Origin of the sequence: Pseudaminobacter salicylatoxidans, assembly GCF_003148475.1 — a bacterium.
GTDB classification, from domain to species: domain Bacteria; phylum Pseudomonadota; class Alphaproteobacteria; order Rhizobiales; family Rhizobiaceae; genus Pseudaminobacter; species Pseudaminobacter salicylatoxidans.
The window spans coordinates 18082-36718 of the sequence record NZ_QGGG01000008.1 but is presented as its reverse complement, the minus strand read 5'-3'; the positions used below and the strand labels follow the sequence as shown (position 1 = coordinate 36718).

Below are 18637 nucleotides of genomic sequence, written 5' to 3'. Positions count from 1 at the left end.
GTCCCCATCGCAAACATTTCCCCTCAGACCGGGTCGGCGACCATGTGGCCGCTGCCGACGTCGCGCAAAACCAGCCGTGCGGGTTCGTCGCCGACCGTACGCGCCGGGCTCGGAATTTCGCCGTCGAGGCGCGCGAAGCGTTGTCGGCGTCGGGCCGGATCAGGAACCGGCACGGCTTCGATCAGCCTGCGCGTATAGGGATGGCGCGGGTCGGAAAAGACCTGGTCGCGCGTGCCCATTTCCACGATCTGTCCCAGATACATCACCGCCACGCGGTCGGAGATGTTCTCCACCACGGCCATGTCGTGCGAGATGAACAGATAGGCGATGCCGAACTCCTGCTGCAATTCGCGCAGCAGTTCCAGCACGCGCGCCTGCACGGACACGTCCAGCGCCGAGACACTTTCGTCGGCGATGACCAGCTTGGGCTGCAATGCGAGAGCGCGCGCGATGCAGATGCGCTGGCGCTGGCCGCCCGAAAATTCGTGCGGATAGCGCTCCATCTGCGAGGCCGACAGCCCAACCCGCTCGAACAGTGCGGCCGCGCGCTCCTGCCTTTCGCGTTTTGACGCAACGCCATGAACGAGCAGCGGCTCGGCCACCAGATCGCCCACGCGCATGCGCGGGTCCAGCGAGGCAAAGGGATCCTGGAATACCATCTGCACGTCGCGGCGAATGGCTTTTCGCTCAGTGCCTTTCAGCCCGGTGAGATTGCGCCCGCCGATCAGGATGTCACCGGCATAGGGCAACAGCCCGGCCAGCGCCTTGGCGGTGGTGGACTTGCCGCAGCCGGATTCGCCCACCAGAGCCAGCGTCTCGTTGGGCTGGATGGCGAAGCTGACGCCTTCCACGGCATGGACGCGCCGCTGCACGGTGCCGAACAGGCCGCCGCGCAAGTCGAAGCGCACCTGAAGATTGCGGGCGACGACGACGGGTTGCGGTGCGGTTTCGGGGACTGCATCCCTGGTGGCCTGCCGCCCGGCGCCCGAGCCGATGCGCGGCACCGCCGCCAGAAGCTCGCGCGTATAGGCGACCTTCGGTCCCGCGAAGATATCCTCCACGCTGCCTTGCTCGACCATGCGGCCGTGGCGCATGACGATGACACGGTCGGCCATCTCGGCCACCACGCCCATGTCGTGGGTGATCAAAATGACGCTGGTGCCGTGCTGGCGCTGCAGGTCGCGCAGCAGTTCCAGCACTTCGCCCTGAACGGTCACGTCCAGCGCCGTGGTCGGCTCGTCGGCGATCAGCACTTCCGGCTCGAGCGCGAGCGCCATGGCGATCATGACGCGCTGGCGCATGCCGCCCGACAGTTCGTGCGGGAACTGCTTCAGCCGCTTTTCGGCTTCCGAAATGCGCACCGCCTTGAGCGCTTCAAGAGCGCGCCGCCGCGCCTGCGCGCGTGAAAGATCGGTGTGGGTCTCGATCGATTCCACCAGTTGCCGGCCGATCGACAGGACCGGGTTGAGCGAGGTCATCGGCTCCTGGAAGATCATGGCCACGCGATTGCCGCGCACGCGCCGCATCCGGCTCTCGTCCAGCGCGGCAAGGTCCAGTTGGCCGAGGCGGATGGAGCCGGCCGCAACGCGCGCGCCGGGCTGGGGCAGCAGCCCCATGATCGCCAGCGATGTCATCGACTTTCCGGAACCGGATTCGCCGGCAATGCAGAGCGTTTCCCCACGCCCAAGCGTGAAGGAAAGATCGGAAACGACCTCGCGCTCACCCTCTTCGCCACGCACCGCGATGGTGAGGCCGGAGACGTCGAGCACGGCCGCGGCCGCCTCCCGGTCGGCGGGGGCCGGAGCCCCCGTCCGGTGGTGGGTATCGGGCGCCATCATTCGAAAACGCAGCGCGGGAAGTAGAAGGACACGACCCAGTTCGGCATGTCGACGATTTCGCTGATGCGGAGATCGCCGCAGACCGACACCAGCATGTAGGCGTCCACCGGGTCCAGATTGTACTGGCCGGCGAGCAGGTCGACCATCTGCGCCACAGCGCTCCTTGCGCCTTCCATCAGGTCGGGGCCGATGCCGGTCGTCACCTCGTAGCCCTTGGCGTCGAGATGGCGGGTCACAGGGCCGGGCGTGGTGAAACGCGGCATTTTCAGGTTCGCGCCTTTCACCAGATCGAGCGTCAGCACCACGTCCATCGGGCTTTCGATGGCCGTGCCGCAGACTTCGCCGTCGCCCTGGGCCGCATGCGTGTCGCCGACGGAGAACAGCGCGCCCGCCACTTCCACCGGCAGGTAGAGCGTGGTGCCGGCGGCGAGGTCGCGGATGTCCAGATTGCCGCCGACGCGGCGCGGCGGCACCACCGAATGCAGCCCCTTTTCGGCCGGCGCATTGCCGATCGTGCCGGCGAAGGGTTTTAGCGGCACGCGCCCGTTCTTGCCGAACAGTGCCGGTTCCAGAGAGGACGGATCATATTTCCAGACCGTCAGCGCCGGTTCCTTGAACTGGTCGGCCAGAAGGCCGAAGCCTGGGATGTTCGCCGTCCAGCCGAAGCCGGACGGCTTGAACTGCTCGATAGTGACCTTGAGCGCATCGCCGGGCTCGGCTCCATCGACATAGATCGGCCCGGTCACCGGGTTGATCTTGCCGAAGTCCAGCGCGGCGATGTCCTCGACCGTGCTGTCGGGCGTCAGCTGCCCGCCCGAGGAATCGAGGCACTGGAACTGGATGGTCGAGCCCGGCGCCACCGTCTCGGCCGGGACAAACGAGTTGTCCCAGCCGAAGTGATGATGGCGTCCGTGGATGGTGTAGTTGCAGTTATTGCACATCGTTCACATACACATGGTCGTAGTTGACGGGGATGTGGACCGGGTCGACATAGAGGTTGTCGGCGCCGCCCATGCGCGAGGACTTGAGCGTGAAGCGCTGCTCGTTGAAGACCGGCGCCCAGGGGGCGTCTTCCATGATCTTCACGTAGATGTCGCTCCACATCTTGTTGCGCTCTTCGGCCTTTGCCGGATCGACGATGGAATCGGCCGCCTCGGCTTGCTTGTCCAGGTCCTCGTTGCAGTACCACGACCAGTTCCAGCCGCCCGGCACCGCGCCGCCGCAGCCCAGGATCGGACCGTAGAAGTTCGACGGGTCCGGGAAGTCGGCAATCCATGCCATGCCGCCCGACCAGATCATCGGCGCGCCTTCCTTCTCGCCGCCGGCGGCGATGACGTTGGCCTGGGCCAGCGCCTGGATGTTGGCCTTGATGCCGATGGCCGCCAGATCCTGCTGGATACCCTGCGCGATGCGCGGGTTCGGGTCGGTGTTCATGACATAGAGTTCGGTTTCGAAGCCATCGGCCTGACCGGCTTCGGCCAGCAGTTCCTTGGCCTTGGCCGGATCATAGGCGTAGCCCTTGTAGTCCTTGGCGTAGCCGGGCATCGACGGGGGCAGCGGCTGGTTGGCCGGCACCGCGCGATTGTTGATGAGCTGGACGATACGGTCCTTGTTGATAGCCATGTTGACCGCCTGCCGCACCTTGACGTTGTCGAAGGGCGGAACGTTGACGTTCATGGTGACGTAGCCGGTGTGGAGCTGACCGCCCTCGACCACGCGCGCCTTCTGCTCCGGATCGTTCATCACTTCCTGGAACTTGGCGGGCGGGATGCCGTCGCCCGGCACGTCGATCTCGCCCTTCTGGAGGCGCAGCAGCGCCACGATCGGCTCCTGGCCGATCTCGAAGGTGATCTTGTCGAGATAGGGCAGGCCCTTGTTCCAGTAGTCGGGGTTCTTTTCGAACACGACGCGCTGGCCGAGCGTCCACTCGCCGAGCTTGAACGCACCGGTGCCGACCGGGTTCTTGCCGAAATCGGCACCGTACTTCTCGACCTCTTCCTTCGGCACGACATGGCTGAAGTTGATGGCCATCACGTGCAGGAAGGTGGCGTCGGGGCGGGTCAGCTCGAACTTGATGGTGTAGGGATCCACCACGGTGATGCCGGAGACGCCGTCGGCCTTGCCTTCAGCGGCTTCGTCATAGCCCTTGATGGAGGCGAAGAAGCCCTGTCCAGGGCTCTGCGTCTTGGGGTCCACCACGCGATCGATCGAGTATTTCACGTCCTCGGCCGTCATCTCGCGGCCGTTGTGGAACTTGACGCCCTTGCGCAGCTTGAAGGTGAAGGTCTGGCCGTCCTCGGAAATCTCGTAGCTTTCGGCCAGGTCGGGGCGCAGCGTGGTGGTGCCGGCTTCGTAGTCCATCAGGCCGTCGAACAGGCTCTTGATCATCGACCAGTTCTGCCAGTCGTAGCCGATGGCGGGATCCAGCGTGGCGACGTCGTCCTTATAGGTGATGATGATGTCGCCGCCGGTCTTGGCGTTCGGATCGCGTTCCTCGGCCTGGGCGCTGGCGGACATGGCGAGCATCAGCGCGAGCGCCGAAGCCGCGACCGTGCTTGTCAGAAGTCTTTTCATCTCAAGTTCCCTTTCCCTCTGGTTATCTGAGTTTGATGCGTGGATCGATGAAGGGCGCAATGATGTCGGCAAGGAAGTTGCCGAGCACGATCGCAAACGCCGATACGAGCGTGATGCCCATGATGATGGGGATGTCGACGCGCTGGATTGCCTGCCAGACGAGCTGGCCGATGCCGGGCCAGCCGAACACGCTTTCCACCACGACGATGCCGCCCATGAGAATGCCGATGTCGATGCCGATCATGGCGATGATGGGCAGGATGGCGTTGGGCAGTGCGTGGCGCATCAGCACGGTGACACGCGCCAGCCCCTTGGCGCGGGCGGTGCGGATATAGTCCTGACGCAGCACGTCGATCATGGATGAGCGCATCATGCGCGCGTACCAGCCCGCGCCGAGGATACCCACGGTGAGCGAGGGCAGGACCAGATGCGAAAAGGTGCCGTAGCCGCCGATCGGAAACCAGCTCAGGCGAACCGCGAACACATAAAGAAGCAACAGCCCCACCACGAATTGCGGTGCCGACACGCCGATGAAGGAGGCGACCATGAGCGACTGGTCGGTGTTGGAGCCGCGCCGCACGGCAGCCACCACGCCCATGGTGAGCCCGATCGCCAACTCGCAGACGATGGCGCCGACCATCAAAAGCAAGGTGGCCGGAAGGCGCGCGACGATGAGCTGCGCGACCTCCGAGCGCTGGATGTAGGAGCGTCCGAGATCGCCGTGCAGCAGGTTCCACAGATAGCGCCCGTACTGAACCAGGAAGGGCTGGTCGAGACCAAGCTGGCGGCGGATGCTTTCCACCGTTGCGGGCGTGGCGCTGCGCCCCGCGATCTGGCGGACCGGATCGGCGGGAAGAAGGTACAGCAGTGCGAAGGTGATGAGCGAGATGCCCAGCAGGATCAGCACGGATTGGATGAGGCGGCGGCCGAGATAAGCGATCATCACCGCCCCTGTTGTGTCGGGTCGAGGATGTCGCGCAGCGCATCGCCGATCAGGTTGAAAGCCAGCGCCAGCGCGAGGATCGCGATGCCGGGGAAGAACACCAGCCAGGGTGCGGCCTGGAAATAGGTCTGGTTCTCGAAGATGATGTTGCCCCAGGAGGGTGTGGGCGGCTGCACGCCGATACCCAGATAGGACAGCGTGGCCTCAAGCAGGACCGTGGTGGAAATGCCCAGCGTGCCCCACACGATGATGGTGGGCAAAAGGTGCGGCAGGATGTGCCGGAACAGGATGCGCGGGCTGCCGGCGCCGATGGTGCGCTCGGCATCGATGAACTCGCGCTCGGCCAGCGAACTCGTCTGCGTGTACATGACGCGCGCGGTCTGCACCCAGTTCACCAGCGCGATCACCAGAGCCACGATCCAGAGGCTGGGCTGGAACACCGCGGCCAGACAGATAGCCAGAAGCAGCGCGGGAAACGCCATCATCAGATCGGTGAAGCGCATCAGCACGCTGCCCACCCAGCCGCGGAAATAGCCGGCGATGACGCCGACCAGCGTGCCTATGAGAAGCGCAATGCCATTGGCCACGATGCCGATGATCAGCGAGGTGCGCGCGCCATAGAGGATGCGCGTGAACAGGTCGCGCCCGAGCAGATCGGTGCCGAGCCAGAAGGTGGCATTGGGCGGCAGCGGCTCGCCCGAAAGCGTCAGCCCGTCGAACGTCTGGTCGTTCGGGCCGAAATTGGTCAGCCATGGCGCCAGCAACGCGCCGCCGACGACCAGCGCGACGATCACCAGCCCGATGAGCGCCAGCGGACGCTGCGCCAGCTTGCGCAGCACGCCGGGCCGGGGCCTGGTGATCGGGCTTTCCTGAACCGGCAGTTCAGGCGCGACGGGACTGCTCATCCGAATCCTTTCCATCCGCCATGGCCACGACGCGGCGCGCGGCTTCCTCGACACTGATCTGCCAGCCCATCGCCAACGATCTCAACTGCGCATAGCCTCGCTCATGTTCGCCATCCCTGGTGAGCGCGGCCACCGCCCGCACGATGGTCTGCCGTTCGGCCACACGCGCTTCCAGCGCGGCAATCTCCGCCGCCAGCCGCTTGCGTTCCTCGAAGCTCTGGCGGGCGATGAGGAGCGAGGAATAGACCCCCGAATTGCCGACGGGCTTCATCAGATGTGCGTCGGCCTTGTGCGAGAAGAGCGCCCATTCGATGCGGCCGGGCGCCTCCGAACCGACCAGGGCGATGAGCGGCATCGGCGCCTCGCCCGGCCTCCAGGGAAACTGCTCGTCAAAGCCGAGGTCCACGTCGAAAAAGACGAAATCCGCGGAAAGCACCGCCGGCGGCAGCTCCGGCCAGCAATCCGTAACCCGCAGGCCGATGGCCGACAATTGCCGGGTGATGGTCTGCACGGTGGGATGCGGACGGTGCAGCACGAAGGCGCAGGCGCCGCCGAGATTGGGAATGCGCGCGGTCTTGCTCATGGCACGACCCTCAGGCGCGGTTGCGCAAAGACGCGCGCGCGGTCATAGCGCGACAGATATGGGTCCGGCGCAACGGCCTCCTGCCGGCTGATCGTGCGGAAGCCCATGCCGTCAATCTCACCGATCACCACCGGCAGCGTCGCGTGCTGGGTTTGCGGATCGATGGTGGTGGCGCCGAAGGGCGTGGCAAAGGTGCGACCGGCAAATGCAGAGGGCAGTTCCGACCAGCGCATGTCCGGATCGCCGGCAAGAATGTCGGCCAGCACGCGCACCGAGGCATAGGCAGAAGCCTCGAAAGAGGAGGCGGGCATGTGCTTGCCCGCACCGTCGGCGGCCGGATCGTGGAAATAGGGACCGGCAGACAGATGGCCGCGCCCGGCTTCGCCTATTGCCGGCAATTCGCATTCGGTGAGGTTGCAGGACACGACCGGGCAGCGCTGCGGCAGGAAATGAGCGTCTTCCCGGCCGAGTTCGGCATAGGCCTTGAGGAAGGCGTAGGAGGAAAGGCCGATCAGGTTGTTAAGCACGAAATCCGGCCGCGTGGCCCGGATTTCCTCGATGAGGCGCGACACGTCGGTTTCGCCGAGCGGCAGGTAGCGCTCGCCGCGGACCTCGCCGCCGGCGTCGGCGATCAGGTCGCGCGCGACGCGGTTGGTCTCCCAGCCCCAGATATAGTTCGAGCCGAGCAGGAAGCCGTTGACGCCGAAGCGCGGCACGACATGGGCAAACAGCGGCACGAGCTGCTGGTTCGGGCATGCATGCATGTAGACGACATGGTCGTTCGCCTCGAAACCTTCATAGGGGCAGGCATACCAGAGTGTGCCGCCGTCCCGTTCCAGCATGGGAATGGCTTCCTTGCGGCTCCAGGAGGTGACGCAGCCGACGATATGCCGGGCCGAGCTGTCGCGCAGGATCTCGGCGCAGCCGGCGGCATAGCGGTCGGCATTGCCGCCGGGATCGCGTTCCACCGGCACGAATTCAACGCGGCCTTCGGGGTCGGCATTGATGTCTGCGATAGCCGTCAGCGCACCGGTGCGGCACGCCTCCGACACCAGCCGGTAATTGCCGGATCGCGAAAAAAGAATGCCGATTTCGACGCGGCGCTTCAAACCCTCTCCCCCAAAACGACAATGCCTCGCAGCCATCACCCGGGAAGGCGAGGCATGCGAGGCATTGTTGCCGCCCGGCACTCAGGGCCGGTATTTCATCTTACCCTAGTTCGCGGTGCGCATCAGTCAAGCGGGAAATAATTCAGTCACCCGAAATCGATTGGGAGCGGGATTGTCTCCGGTTGGCTGGCTTAGTTGCCGCGCAGGAAGCAGGTTATGTTGTGTGCAAGCCTCTGTCGCAGCTTGTCGCCTGCAACAGCCTGATCGGGGCTGGAGGTTGGCCGACGCCATTGATCGATCAGTGGAATACGAAAATATACAGCAAAATGATCACGAAGATCGGCACGCCCATGAGCCAGAGGATAATACCCTTCATGTGATGATCCTTTCTTGGTCAGGAAACTAAGCGCTCGGCGGCGGCAAAGGTTCCGTATTCCAGGAATATGCCTCATTTGCCGACCTGCAGGGACCTCATGCAAAACGGAGCCGACGGCGCCACTTCGTGCTGTCATCACGCGATGAAGAGAGCAGGAGATCGTCTTCCAGACCTACGCAAATCCGAACTGTTGAGCGATCACGGTGAACATAAACACGATGACGGCGACATATAAGGATTCATGAAGTATATCGTCGGTTTTTCGAGCGTAAGCTCGCTGATGTTCTGGCATGTTACCCAGCCCTACATAATGAACGCAGGCAGTATTAAGTCATAATTTTGAAGTTAACAAATTGTTACGGTTGCATGTGCGCGTAACTTCAGTGCTAAATTTCATGAAGAGGCATTTCTACAACACTGGAGAGATTATCGCTGTGGAGGTTGATAGAAGGGCCATCGTTATGCGTGGGCGAACGTTACCATTGCATGTGCGCCGTGATGTGAGTATTTTCTGTTCGGAAAAGTGCTGGGCGGAATCGAGTATCCATCGCCGATTATAGTGAACGTATTTATATAACTGCTGGGATGCTCGGCCATGCATTTAGCGCATTCGAGCAACGCGATCTAGGAAACAGGAACTGAAGCCGAGGAGCTTTTTCAGTTCAATCGCGGGGGTGGCTTTGCCAACTGGCTGGCGGCGCGACTTTCCTAAATCAATCAACGCGCGGCGCACAAGCGATTCAGCCATACGAAGGCGCCGAAGTGTCAAGCTTTCGAAACGGTGCAAGCCTCGTGCTCAACGCCTTGCCTCCCGCTAAACCCTCATCGCCGACCAGGCTGTGAGAGCTCCGCGTTTCGCCGGGCGCAGGACCTTGAAAGTCAAGGATTGTCCGTCGCAACACGGTCACGACATGAAAAGCGGAAATTTCTGCTTAAGTCATTGAAAAATTTGGTAGCGGAGGAGGGATTTGAACCCCCGACACAAGGATTATGATTCCTCTGCTCTAACCAACTGAGCTACTCCGCCCCGGCGGCGGAATGCCTGAAAACTCGCCGAACCGGCAGGTGTTTTCGGGGCGCTTCGCCAAGGTCGGGCGGATATAAGGTTGCGAGGCACGCCCTGTCAAGCATGGAAAACCGGGTCGGGGAGAAGAAATCGTCACAGGTCGGCAACTCTCGTGTTTGCATCGGGTAGACGGCTTGCGGGGTTGAGTTCCGGCCCGCCTGCCATTATGTCTCCGCCCAGTATTTTCTCGAGTTCGGAATTTGATGAAACCGCGAATTGCAGTCCTGGGATGTGGGTATTGGGGCTCCAACCATATCCGCACCCTCAAGGCGCTGGGCGCCCTTTATGCGGTTTCCGACGCCAATCGCGCGCGCGCCGAGGGTTTTGCCAGCGAGCAGGAATGCCTCGCCATCGACCCCGACACGCTGTTCACGCGACCCGATGTCGATGCGATCGTCATGGCATTGCCGCCGCAATATCATGCGGAAGCAGCGATCAAGGCCGTCGAGAACGGCAAGGACGTGCTGGTCGAGAAGCCGATTGCGCTCAACGTGCCCGATGCCGAGCGCGCCGTTGCGGCGGCCGAAGCCAATGGCCGTATCTTCATGGTCGGCCATGTCCTGCGTTTCCACCCCGCTTTTGAGAAGCTGAAGGAACTGATCGACCAGGGCGAACTCGGCGAGGTGAAATATATCCATTCGCACCGGCTGGGGCTCGGCAAGTTCCATACCGAAAACGACGCGCTGTGGGACCTTGCGCCGCATGACCTGTCAATGATCCTGGCGATCACCGGCTCTGCGCCGGTGGAAATCCGGGGCGAGGGCGCTGCAATTCTCGACCATCTCAGCGATTTCGCGCATTTGCACATGCGTTTCCCCAACGGCCTGCGCAGCCATCTCTTCGCTTCAAGGCTCAATCCCTACCGTGAACGCCGGCTAACGGTGGTCGGCACCAAGGCGATGGCCGTGTTCGACGATGTCGAGCCGTGGGAGCGCAAGCTGGCCGTTTATCGCCATGCCGTCTGGCAGGACAGCGGCCACTGGGCATTCACCACCAACGAGCCGACCTACATCCCGGTGGAGGATGGCATGCCACTGACGCGTGAGCTCGAGCATTTCATGACGTGCATGCGCACCCGGCAGGAGCCGCGCACAAATGGCGAAGAGGCCATTACCGTGCTGCGTATCCTGACGGCGGGGGCGATCGGCCACGGCTGATCACAGGCGCGCGCTTGCATTCTCAGTCTGGCGCGGACGCGGTCCGTGAAAATTCGCTGTTCGGCTACTCGGCGGCGATGGGGCCGGGCATGGCGGCCAGCCGGTTCAGCATGGCCTCGGCTTCGGCGCCGCGCTCGGAGCGCTCGATGAAGCCGCCGCCGAAGACGCGGGCTTCGTTGCCGTCGTCGCTGTAGAGGACGCAGGCCTGGCCGGGCGCGATGCCGGACTCGCCGTCGCCGAGCTCGACCCAGGTGATGCCGTCGCGATTGTGCAGCATGGCGGGGCGAGGCGGGCGCGTGGAGCGGACTTTTGCGAAAATTTCCATGCCGTCCCGCGAAATGTCCTCCAGCGGCGCGTCGCCCAGCCAGTTGATGCTGCGCAGATAGATCTTGTGGGTTTCCAGCGCTTCGCGCGGGCCAACGACGACGCGGGCATGTTCCGCGTCGAGATGCACGACATAGAGGGGTTCGCCGGAAGCGATGCCGATGCCGCGGCGCTGGCCGATCGTATAGCGCAAGATGCCTTCATGCTTGCCCAGCACGCGGCCGTCTATATGAACGATGTCGCCAGGGGTGGCGGCGGTCGGCTTCAGTTTGGCGATGATGTCGGAGTATTTGCCCTGGGGCACGAAGCAGATGTCCTGGCTGTCGTGCTTGTTGGCGACCGACAGGCCGAGCCGTTCGGCAATAGCGCGCACTTCGGGCTTCGACATGCCGCCGAGCGGGAAGCGCAGATAGTCGATCTGCTCCTTCGTGGTGGCAAACAGGAAATAGCTCTGGTCACGGTCGGCATCGACCGGGCGATAAAGCGCGCGGTGCGCGCCATTGGCGCGGCTGCGGATATAGTGGCCGGTGGCCAGCGCGTCCGCGCCCAGTTCGCGGGCGGTTTCCAGAAGGTCGGCGAACTTGACGGTCTGGTTGCAGGAAACGCAAGGGATGGGTGTCTCGCCCGACATATAGCTTTCGGCGAAGGGGTCGATCACCGCCTTGCGGAAGCGCTCTTCATAATTCAGCACATAATGCGGAATGCCCAGCGTCTCGGAAACGCGGCGGGCGTCGTCGATATCCTGCCCGGCGCAGCAGGAGCCCGCGCGGTGCGTTGCCGCGCCATGATCGTAGAGCTGCAGTGTAACGCCGACGACATCATAGCCTTCGTGCTTGAGAATGCCGGCGACGACGGAAGAATCGACGCCGCCCGACATCGCAACCACGACGCGGGTGTCTTCAGGCCGTCCGGGCAGGTCCAGGCTGTTCATCGAAAAATGGTCCGTTTCAGCTATTGCGGGCGTTTCATGCCAATGGGCCGAATATAGGTCAAGCGTGCCAAAAGTGCCACCGCCGGCAACCGGTCGACGTGGCGAGCGGGTGACGGCGGCGCCGGATTCCGACTAAGACACTGATTTCCCGAAATTCTTATGGTGAATAAGGAGTTTACGATCATTACTCAAGGCTTACCGCGCGTTTAGGCAATTTTTAAAGCTGCGGCAGTAATGTGATCGACGATTGGGTCTTTGAGTTTTTGTAGAGAGTACTATGACCGATCTGGTTAGACCGCGTGTCAAATATGTTATTGGGCCTGACGGCAGCCCGCTTACGATTGCCGACCTTCCACCGTCGAATACGAGGCGCTGGGTAATCCGGCGCAAGGCTGAAGTCGTCGCTGCCGTGCGCGGCGGCCTGCTCAGCCTCGATGAGGCATGTCAGCGCTACAAGCTGACCACCGAAGAATTCCTGTCCTGGCAGGCGTCCATCGACGAATACGGCCTTGCCGGCCTGCGCACCACGCGCATCCAGCAATACCGCCACTGAAGCCGGGCGCCAAGGCGTCCGCGTAGCTATCAGGCATCCAGAAGAACCGATCCGGCCGGGCCTATGGGCTCGGCTGTTTTCGTTGGAGCGCGCGTTCGCGCGTGAACGAAAGTCAGTCGTCGAAAAAGAGCACGCTAAAACAAACAGATAGATTCCCGATGGCGTTCGGGAAAACGTCATCAGGCTCCCGGTGCTGGGCGGAAACGGGCAATATGGCGTTGCGATGCCCGCCCTGAAGTGACGATGCCGTTCTGCGATATGGGAGGATGCGCGATGGCGCGCAATGCCGAAATTCTCCCCAGGCAGGCGCGTTCCGGCGAATTGCGTACGCCGTCTCGCGATGCAGACGGCTTTCAGGGCATGCCGGGCCGGACAAAGCGGGGGAGGAGGGGGGCCGATCCTGCTGCCGGCCCGCGCTTCCGGTCAGCCGATCATGGCGCTGCGGCCGTCGTTCGAATCGCGGCTTTTGGCATCGCGCGATTCAAGCAATTCGGCCTTCGCCAGCTCCGCTTCAGCTTCGGCGAGTAATGATTCGGCCATGGCCTTCTGCTGCATCAGATCGGCCTGCGAGTTCTTCAGATTGTCGCGGCGCAGGCGCGCAGCCTTGGCAAAGGTCGGATAGGCGAAATGGCTGATGTCGGTAATTCCGGCCTTCTTTTCCTCGGCATTGATCTGCATGTCGAGCTCTTCGGCCATGCGCTCGAATTCGGCGATCATCATGTCGAGTTGCAGCAGCTGGCGTCGTTTCTCGCTCACCTGGAACTGCTTCAACCTGACGAGGTTCTCACGTGACTTCATGATTCGATACTCCCGCGCACGCACACATTATCAACCAAACCGCTTTTCACAGCCCCAGCAGGTTCGATCGCCTGCGAAACCGCGCCGGTTGTACGGCGCCAAAGGAAACAAATTCCTAAAGATTTTTCGCGGCGGTAACCATTCGTTTACGGGCATTGTTAATCATATGGGGTAGGGCTTAAGGGCCGGTAAAAATTCAGCTTCGAAAGCTAACGATTGCTGGCGGAATCAAAAGAGTCGCTTAACGACGCTTATTAAAGTGACTCATTAGAAATTGGGTGTTCAGATTCGTTATTAGATTCAAGAGGGTGTATCCAACGGTTAAAAAATCTGATATGGCTGACGAGGCGAAATTAGGTTTTGTTAACCATTCGATGGCAGCCTGTTTACCAGGCAATCACTGCTCCGGTTCCGGATGGTTGGCGAGACGGTCTGGCGGCAGAAAAGGGGATTGAAATGCGCGTTCTGCTGATTGAAGACGATAGTGCGACCGCACAGAGCATCGAGTTGATGCTGAAATCGGAGAGTTTCAACGTCTATACGACGGATCTCGGCGAAGAGGGCGTCGATCTCGGCAAGCTCTACGACTACGACATTATTCTTCTCGACCTGAACCTGCCCGATATGTCGGGCTATGAGGTGCTGCGGACGCTGCGCCTGTCCAAGGTCAAGACGCCCATCCTGATCCTGTCGGGCATGGCAGGCATCGAGGACAAGGTGCGCGGTCTCGGCTTCGGCGCCGACGACTATATGACCAAGCCGTTCCACAAGGACGAACTGGTGGCGCGCATCCATGCCATCGTGCGGCGCTCGAAGGGGCATGCCCAGTCGGTCATCACCACCGGCGATCTCATCGTCAATCTCGACGCTAAGACGGTCGAGGTCGGTGGCCAGCGCGTGCATCTGACCGGCAAGGAATACCAGATGCTGGAGCTGCTTTCGCTGCGCAAGGGCACGACGCTGACGAAGGAAATGTTCCTGAACCACCTTTATGGCGGCATGGACGAGCCGGAGTTGAAGATCATCGACGTGTTCATCTGCAAGCTGCGCAAGAAGCTCGACACCGCGTCCGGTGGCCAGAACTACATCGAAACCGTCTGGGGCCGTGGTTATGTGCTGCGCGAACCGGAAGAAATCCGCGAAAGCGCCTGATCGCCCGCGTTTTTCAGAACCGTGATTTTTCATGGGCCCGGCTTTGCCGGGCCTTTTGCTTTGAGGCAGGGGGCGCTTGCGTCAGGCCGCCTCGAGATTGCGGAAGCAGTTGAGCAATTGCGAGCGGTCGAACGGTTTGAGCAGATAGTCCTGCGCACCGGCGCGCCGGGCGCGCATGATCGCGCCGATATCGACTTCCACCAGACAGATTGCGATCTTCGGCTTCACCGGGCTCGGGATGGCGCGGATGCCGCGGATCACGTCTTCGCTCGCCATGTCGGGCAGGGCGCCATCGACGACGACGATGTCCGGCATTTCGGTGGCGCAGAGGTCGAGCGCCTCGGAACCGTTCGCGGCTTCGATCACAAACATGTCGGGGCCGCCCAGGATGCGCTTTGCAACCTTCCGGATCACGCTTGAATCATCGACGAACATGCATCGTTTCATGGGGCCCGTTGCTCCTTGCTATCCCCGCCTGAGCCGGGAGTGTCGGGTTTTGTGGCGGCAAGCTAGTCGCTGTTGCGTAAAGAAGCGGGAAATCCGTTGGGTAAAGTTTCGGTAAAATGCGCAATCGTAGTGCGGACGTATGACAAAAAACGCCCGCGCTTTTGCGCGGGCGTTGAACGCGAAGTTCGATGTCAATCCGAAGCCGGCGACGTTCAGCTTGCGGTGAAGGTGATCTCTTCAGGCGTGGCGTGGATTGAAATCGTCATGCCCGCCTGTTCCGCCAGAAGCAGCGTGTAATAGGGCTGGATCGCGTGCGCGTCGATGGCGTCCTCGGGCTTCTGGCCGGAATGCAGCTCCAGGAATTTAGGCGGCACGCGCAGCATCGGTCCGCTTGCCCTGATGACGAATTTCGGTTCGGTCTCGACGTTTTCCAGGGCGACGTCGATCTTGCCGCCACGCGGAATGGCTGCATTGGCCACCAGAATCATGTTGAGCAGCAGCTTGACCTTGTTCTTGGGCAGCAATGCGCGCCCGCCCGTCCACACAAGTTCCGGCTTCTCGTTCTTCAGGAAGGCGGTGGCCACGGATTCGGCATCGCCGGTGTCGATCATCATGCCGGCGGAACCGGCGGCACCGAAGGCGAGACGGGCGAATTGCAGCCGCGCCGAGGCATTGCGGGCACTGGCGCGGATGAGGTTCATGGCGTCTTCGTCGGCGCCACCTTCGTCCAGCAGTTCCAGACCGTTGTTGATTGCGCCCACGGGGGAAATGATGTCGTGACAGACCCGGCTGCACAGAAGCGCCGCAAGATCGGGTGCGGACAGGGTGAAGAGTTCAGCCATGGAATAAATTCCTCAATTCAGAAGGACGACGCGCGACGGATGCCGGTGCGGACGAATCATTTCGAGCCGCCATGATACAGTCACTGCAAGGGGCTCGTGAATCCTGCGCACGAGCTTGCCTCGCCGATGTTGCGGCCGCCATCAGTCATTGAACGGCCATCTTCATGAGCGAGCTTAATGGTTGAAAAAGAATTACGACATAGCTTGCAGGAATCGTTCGAAAGCGGCCGCCCAAAGAGCCGCGACGGGCAGAGGCGTCGGCGAGTGCGCTCGCGGACGGAGAATTGGAAATATGCTTTTGCGCAATTGCAACCGGATACTGTTCCGGCTGATCGCAGTGATGTTCGCGGTGTCGAGCATGCTGGTCTTCACATCATCGACCCTCAGGGCGCAGGAATATACCGCGCAGGAGATCGTCGATTCCGGTCATCGCTTCTTTGGCGCCACCTCCGGTGGGCTGGCGTCGGCGATCGAGAAGATCTTCGCCTCCTACGGATTGCCCAACGGCTATATCCTGGGCGAGGAAGGGTCCGGCGCGCTGATCGGCGGCCTGACCTATGGCGAGGGCACGCTCTATACCAAGAACGCCGGCGACCATAAGGTGTTCTGGCAGGGGCCGTCGCTGGGTTGGGATTTCGGCGGGCAGGGCTCGCGCACCATGATGCTGGTCTACAATCTCGATGATGTGACCAACCTCTACACCCGCTTTGGCGGTGTATCCGGCTCGGCCTATCTGATTGCAGGCGTCGGCTTCAACGTGATGCGGGCCGGCAATATGCTTCTGGTTCCGGTGCGTACGGGCGTCGGGGCACGGCTTGGCATCAATCTCGGCTATCTGAAGCTCACCCCACAGCCTACCTGGAATCCCTTCTGAGGGGCAGCAATCGGCGTTCGATGCGAACGGGAGCTTGGCGCAATCCGCCGGCCACGCGGAACGCGTAGCGTCCTGCTTCGTTAAGTTTGGCCGGGCTTCATGGATTGCCCGGCCCGGTGCCGTGTGGCAGAGATTCCATGTCCTGACACCGGCACGAACCGGCAGCACGCAGCGGATAGTATGACGTGATCCAGTCCATCCTGTTCTTCGTTCTCGGCTTTCTGGTTGCCGGCTTCATCGCCCTGCTGCTCGCGCCCGCCATGTTGCGGCGGGCTTCGAAGCTGACGAGGCGACGGCTGGAAGCTTCCTTGCCGCAGACGCCGGCAGAGATTCGAGCCGACAAGGACCGTATCCGCGCGGAAGCGGCGATGACGATTCGGCGGCTGGAGGTGGAGACGGCGCAAGCCAGGGAAAAAGCCACCATCCAACTGGTGGACATCAGCCGTGGTCTGGAACAGATCAAGGCGCTTGCCAATGACTGCGACGACAAGGCCAAGACGATCGCCGAGCTGGAGGCACGGGTCGAAACGCAGGAGGCCGACCTGGCGCGCCAAAGCGAGGCTTTGCAGAAATTGTCCGAACAGCTCGCGCAGACCGAGAAGGCAAAGGCCGCGGATCATGAGGAGATGGAAAAGCTGGGCGTCATGTATGATGAGGCCAGCCTGACCGCCAGCAGCCACCAGATCGCGCTGGTAGCTCGTGAGAGCGATGTCGATCGGCTCAACAATGATCTGCATCAGGCCAGGCTCAAGCGCAAGGAAGCGGATGCGCGCGCGCAGGCGCTGTCGCTGGAGGCGCGAGTGGCCCGTGATGAGGCCAAGGCAGAACGGAAAAAGGCCAACGAATTGGACCGGAAAGTCAATCAACTGACCGCAAAGCTGGCGGATAGCGAGGAAAAGCTGCATCGTCGCGAAACGGAACTGGAAAGGCTGCGCGAAGCAAAGGGCGATAGCTCCGGTAGCGCGGTGGGGGCCGGCAATGGCGGGGAGACGCCGGCGCGCGTGGTGGCTGCGCAGGCCAATGTCGACCAGGCGCTGGCAAAACTCTCCGTCGATCGGGAACGCCTGGAGGAACGCCTGACGGCGCTGGCGCGTGAGAACAAGCGGCTGAAACAGGGATCGGCCGCAAATTCGCCGAATACAAGCGGCCAGGACGCCGCCCTGCGCGAACAGATGAACGAACTGGCCGCCCAGGTGGTCAATCTCGCAGCCCATCTCGAAGGGGCCGATTCGCCGATTTCAAAGGTTCTTGCCGAAAGCCCCGACGCGACCCGTCCGGCTGGCGCACAGGCCCCGCTCAGCCTTGCGGATCGGATCCGCGCATTGCAGAAGGCCGCTCAGCCGGCCGGGCATACCTTGTCGGAAAAGTGATGCAGGGCGATTGCCGAGGCGGCAGCGACATTCAGGCTGTCGAAGCCTTCGGCCATTGCGATGCGCACCGTCTTCAGCCGATTGAGGAGAGTGCCGGGCAGGCCTTCCCCCTCGGTGCCGAGATAGAGCGCCAGCCGATCCGCTCTCGCCAGATCGGTTATTTCGGAAGCGCCGGAGGGCGATAGCGCGATCTGTTCGAAACCACGTGCAGCAAGGCTTTCCAGCAGCATTCCCGCTCCGGCACCGATGGCGAACGGCACTTTCAGTGCCGCACCCACCGAAACGCGGATGGCCTTGCGGTAGAGCGGATCGCAGCAGGTTTCATCGAGCAGAACGGCATCGGCGCCGAAGGCGGCGGCGTTGCGGAAGATCGCGCCCATATTGTCATGGTTGGAAATGCCGACCAGCACGGCCAGCAGGGCGCGCGGCGGCAACGCATCCAGAAGCGCCTCGACGGTATCGGCAGGCCGCTTGCGACCGATTGCCAGCACGCCGCGATGCATGTGGAAGCCTGCGATGGCATCGAGCACTTCGCTGGAGGCGACATAGACGGGCAGATCCGCAGGCGCGAGCGAAAGCGTGTCGGCCATGCCGGCGAACCGGTTTTCAAGCAGCAATACCGATTCCGGCTCGAACCGGCGCGCGCCGAACAGGACGTTGAGCACGACCTTGCCTTCCGCGATGAAGCGGCCCTGCCTGCCGGCAAGGTCTCGCTCGCGAATGTTCATATAGCCGGCGATGCGCGGATCGGACGGGTCGTCAATGCGTATCGGCTGCATCGGGCAAAAGCTCCTG

General features: G+C 62.2%; 17 protein-coding genes and 1 tRNA gene. 5 read left to right on the top strand and 13 right to left on the bottom strand.

Translation table 11 applies throughout. The features are described from left to right. Positions 1-23: 23 nt before the first annotated feature. The 8 genes from C7441_RS12295 to C7441_RS12255 all read right to left on the bottom strand — a co-directional run bounded on the left by C7441_RS12295 (position 24) and on the right by C7441_RS12255 (position 9355). Positions 24-1835 carry an ABC transporter ATP-binding protein gene (locus C7441_RS12295; protein WP_109613252.1) on the bottom strand — a complete coding sequence of 604 codons (1812 nt, stop codon included), beginning with the start codon at positions 1833-1835 and terminating at the stop codon, positions 24-26. Continuing rightward, positions 1835-2779 carry an acetamidase/formamidase family protein gene (locus C7441_RS12290; RefSeq protein WP_109613121.1) on the bottom strand — a complete coding sequence of 315 codons (945 nt, stop codon included), beginning with the start codon at positions 2777-2779 and terminating at the stop codon, positions 1835-1837. Before C7441_RS12290 ends, C7441_RS12295 begins: the two co-directional genes overlap by 1 nt. After that, positions 2769-4412, bottom strand: a complete 1644-nt coding sequence (locus C7441_RS12285) for an ABC transporter substrate-binding protein (protein ID WP_109613120.1) — start codon at positions 4410-4412, stop codon at positions 2769-2771. The genes C7441_RS12290 and C7441_RS12285 overlap by 11 nt, the downstream gene beginning before the upstream one ends. A gap of 22 nt (positions 4413-4434) precedes the next feature. Further along, complete coding sequence (locus tag C7441_RS12280; protein WP_109613119.1) at positions 4435-5355, bottom strand: ABC transporter permease; 921 nt, start codon at positions 5353-5355, stop codon at positions 4435-4437. Then, the gene (locus tag C7441_RS12275; RefSeq protein WP_109613118.1) at positions 5355-6260 is read right to left on the bottom strand and encodes an ABC transporter permease; all 906 of its coding nucleotides are present in this window, start codon (positions 6258-6260) and stop codon (positions 5355-5357) included. The genes C7441_RS12280 and C7441_RS12275 overlap by 1 nt, the downstream gene beginning before the upstream one ends. After that, positions 6238-6843 carry an ANTAR domain-containing response regulator gene (locus C7441_RS12270; protein WP_109613117.1) on the bottom strand — a complete coding sequence of 202 codons (606 nt, stop codon included), beginning with the start codon at positions 6841-6843 and terminating at the stop codon, positions 6238-6240. The genes C7441_RS12275 and C7441_RS12270 overlap by 23 nt, the downstream gene beginning before the upstream one ends. After that, the gene (locus C7441_RS12265) at positions 6840-7952 is read right to left on the bottom strand and encodes a transporter substrate-binding protein (RefSeq protein ID WP_109613116.1); all 1113 of its coding nucleotides are present in this window, start codon (positions 7950-7952) and stop codon (positions 6840-6842) included. The genes C7441_RS12270 and C7441_RS12265 overlap by 4 nt, the downstream gene beginning before the upstream one ends. Before the next feature lie 1326 nt (positions 7953-9278). Beyond that, a tRNA-Met gene (locus C7441_RS12255) sits at positions 9279-9355 on the bottom strand. A 242-nt stretch (positions 9356-9597) separates the two neighbouring features. Between C7441_RS12255 and C7441_RS12250 the strand changes: the two genes are divergently transcribed. Next, positions 9598-10551, top strand: coding sequence for a Gfo/Idh/MocA family protein (locus C7441_RS12250; RefSeq protein ID WP_019173845.1), 954 nt, complete (start codon positions 9598-9600; stop codon positions 10549-10551). Positions 10552-10615: 64 nt separating this feature from the next. Here C7441_RS12250 and mnmA read toward each other — a convergent pair whose 3' ends face one another. Then, positions 10616-11806: a tRNA 2-thiouridine(34) synthase MnmA gene (gene mnmA, locus C7441_RS12245; RefSeq protein WP_109613114.1), complete on the bottom strand. Its 1191-nt coding sequence runs from the start codon at positions 11804-11806 to the stop codon at positions 10616-10618. A gap of 277 nt (positions 11807-12083) precedes the next feature. Here mnmA and sciP point away from each other — a divergent pair, with 277 nt between their 5' ends. Next, positions 12084-12359: a CtrA inhibitor SciP gene (sciP, locus tag C7441_RS12240; protein WP_019173843.1), complete on the top strand. Its 276-nt coding sequence runs from the start codon at positions 12084-12086 to the stop codon at positions 12357-12359. 423 nt (positions 12360-12782) lie between these two features. On the opposite strand, the gene C7441_RS12235 is transcribed toward sciP, so the two are convergent. Next, entirely contained in the window at positions 12783-13157 is a 375-nt protein-coding gene (locus C7441_RS12235) for a flagellar export protein FliJ (protein WP_109613113.1), read from the bottom strand. Between the two features lie 456 nt (positions 13158-13613). Here C7441_RS12235 and ctrA point away from each other — a divergent pair, with 456 nt between their 5' ends. Beyond that, a complete protein-coding gene (gene ctrA / locus C7441_RS12230) occupies positions 13614-14309 on the top strand; it encodes a response regulator transcription factor CtrA (RefSeq protein ID WP_019173841.1) in 696 nt (231 codons plus the stop codon). Between the two features lie 81 nt (positions 14310-14390). On the opposite strand, the gene C7441_RS12225 is transcribed toward ctrA, so the two are convergent. Together C7441_RS12225 and chpT are read right to left on the bottom strand one after the other, a co-directional pair. After that, a complete protein-coding gene (locus C7441_RS12225; RefSeq protein ID WP_109613112.1) occupies positions 14391-14756 on the bottom strand; it encodes a response regulator in 366 nt (121 codons plus the stop codon). Positions 14757-14968: 212 nt separating this feature from the next. After that, positions 14969-15598 carry a histidine phosphotransferase ChpT gene (gene chpT, locus C7441_RS12220; protein ID WP_109613111.1) on the bottom strand — a complete coding sequence of 210 codons (630 nt, stop codon included), beginning with the start codon at positions 15596-15598 and terminating at the stop codon, positions 14969-14971. A 340-nt stretch (positions 15599-15938) separates the two neighbouring features. Between chpT and C7441_RS12215 the strand changes: the two genes are divergently transcribed. Both C7441_RS12215 and C7441_RS12210 read left to right on the top strand, forming a co-directional pair. Further along, complete coding sequence (locus tag C7441_RS12215; protein WP_244425442.1) at positions 15939-16472, top strand: DUF1134 domain-containing protein; 534 nt, start codon at positions 15939-15941, stop codon at positions 16470-16472. Positions 16473-16657: 185 nt separating this feature from the next. Continuing rightward, positions 16658-17842, top strand: coding sequence for a coiled-coil domain-containing protein (locus C7441_RS12210; protein ID WP_109613109.1), 1185 nt, complete (start codon positions 16658-16660; stop codon positions 17840-17842). On the opposite strand, the gene C7441_RS12205 is transcribed toward C7441_RS12210, so the two are convergent. Further along, positions 17809-18621: a TrmH family RNA methyltransferase gene (locus C7441_RS12205; RefSeq protein WP_019173837.1), complete on the bottom strand. Its 813-nt coding sequence runs from the start codon at positions 18619-18621 to the stop codon at positions 17809-17811. The genes C7441_RS12210 and C7441_RS12205 overlap by 34 nt on opposite strands. Positions 18622-18637: the final 16 nt, after the last annotated feature.

Excerpts from the sequence above, each read along its gene's own strand:
- C7441_RS12295 (WP_109613252.1), bottom strand. The coding sequence starts at position 1,835 with ATGGCGCCCGATACCCACCACCGGACGGGGGCTCCGGCCCCCGCCGAC.
- C7441_RS12290 (WP_109613121.1), bottom strand. The coding sequence starts at position 2,779 with ATGTGCAATAACTGCAACTACACCATCCACGGACGCCATCATCACTTC.
- C7441_RS12285 (WP_109613120.1), bottom strand. The coding sequence starts at position 4,412 with ATGAAAAGACTTCTGACAAGCACGGTCGCGGCTTCGGCGCTCGCGCTG.
- C7441_RS12280 (WP_109613119.1), bottom strand. The coding sequence starts at position 5,355 with ATGATCGCTTATCTCGGCCGCCGCCTCATCCAATCCGTGCTGATCCTG.
- C7441_RS12275 (WP_109613118.1), bottom strand. The coding sequence starts at position 6,260 with ATGAGCAGTCCCGTCGCGCCTGAACTGCCGGTTCAGGAAAGCCCGATC.
- C7441_RS12270 (WP_109613117.1), bottom strand. The coding sequence starts at position 6,843 with ATGAGCAAGACCGCGCGCATTCCCAATCTCGGCGGCGCCTGCGCCTTC.
- C7441_RS12250 (WP_019173845.1), top strand. The coding sequence starts at position 9,598 with ATGAAACCGCGAATTGCAGTCCTGGGATGTGGGTATTGGGGCTCCAAC.
- mnmA (WP_109613114.1), bottom strand. The coding sequence starts at position 11,806 with ATGAACAGCCTGGACCTGCCCGGACGGCCTGAAGACACCCGCGTCGTG.
- sciP (WP_019173843.1), top strand. The coding sequence starts at position 12,084 with ATGACCGATCTGGTTAGACCGCGTGTCAAATATGTTATTGGGCCTGAC.
- C7441_RS12235 (WP_109613113.1), bottom strand. The coding sequence starts at position 13,157 with ATGAAGTCACGTGAGAACCTCGTCAGGTTGAAGCAGTTCCAGGTGAGC.
- ctrA (WP_019173841.1), top strand. The coding sequence starts at position 13,614 with ATGCGCGTTCTGCTGATTGAAGACGATAGTGCGACCGCACAGAGCATC.
- C7441_RS12225 (WP_109613112.1), bottom strand. The coding sequence starts at position 14,756 with ATGAAACGATGCATGTTCGTCGATGATTCAAGCGTGATCCGGAAGGTT.
- chpT (WP_109613111.1), bottom strand. The coding sequence starts at position 15,598 with ATGGCTGAACTCTTCACCCTGTCCGCACCCGATCTTGCGGCGCTTCTG.
- C7441_RS12215 (WP_244425442.1), top strand. The coding sequence starts at position 15,939 with ATGTTCGCGGTGTCGAGCATGCTGGTCTTCACATCATCGACCCTCAGG.
- C7441_RS12205 (WP_019173837.1), bottom strand. The coding sequence starts at position 18,621 with ATGCAGCCGATACGCATTGACGACCCGTCCGATCCGCGCATCGCCGGC.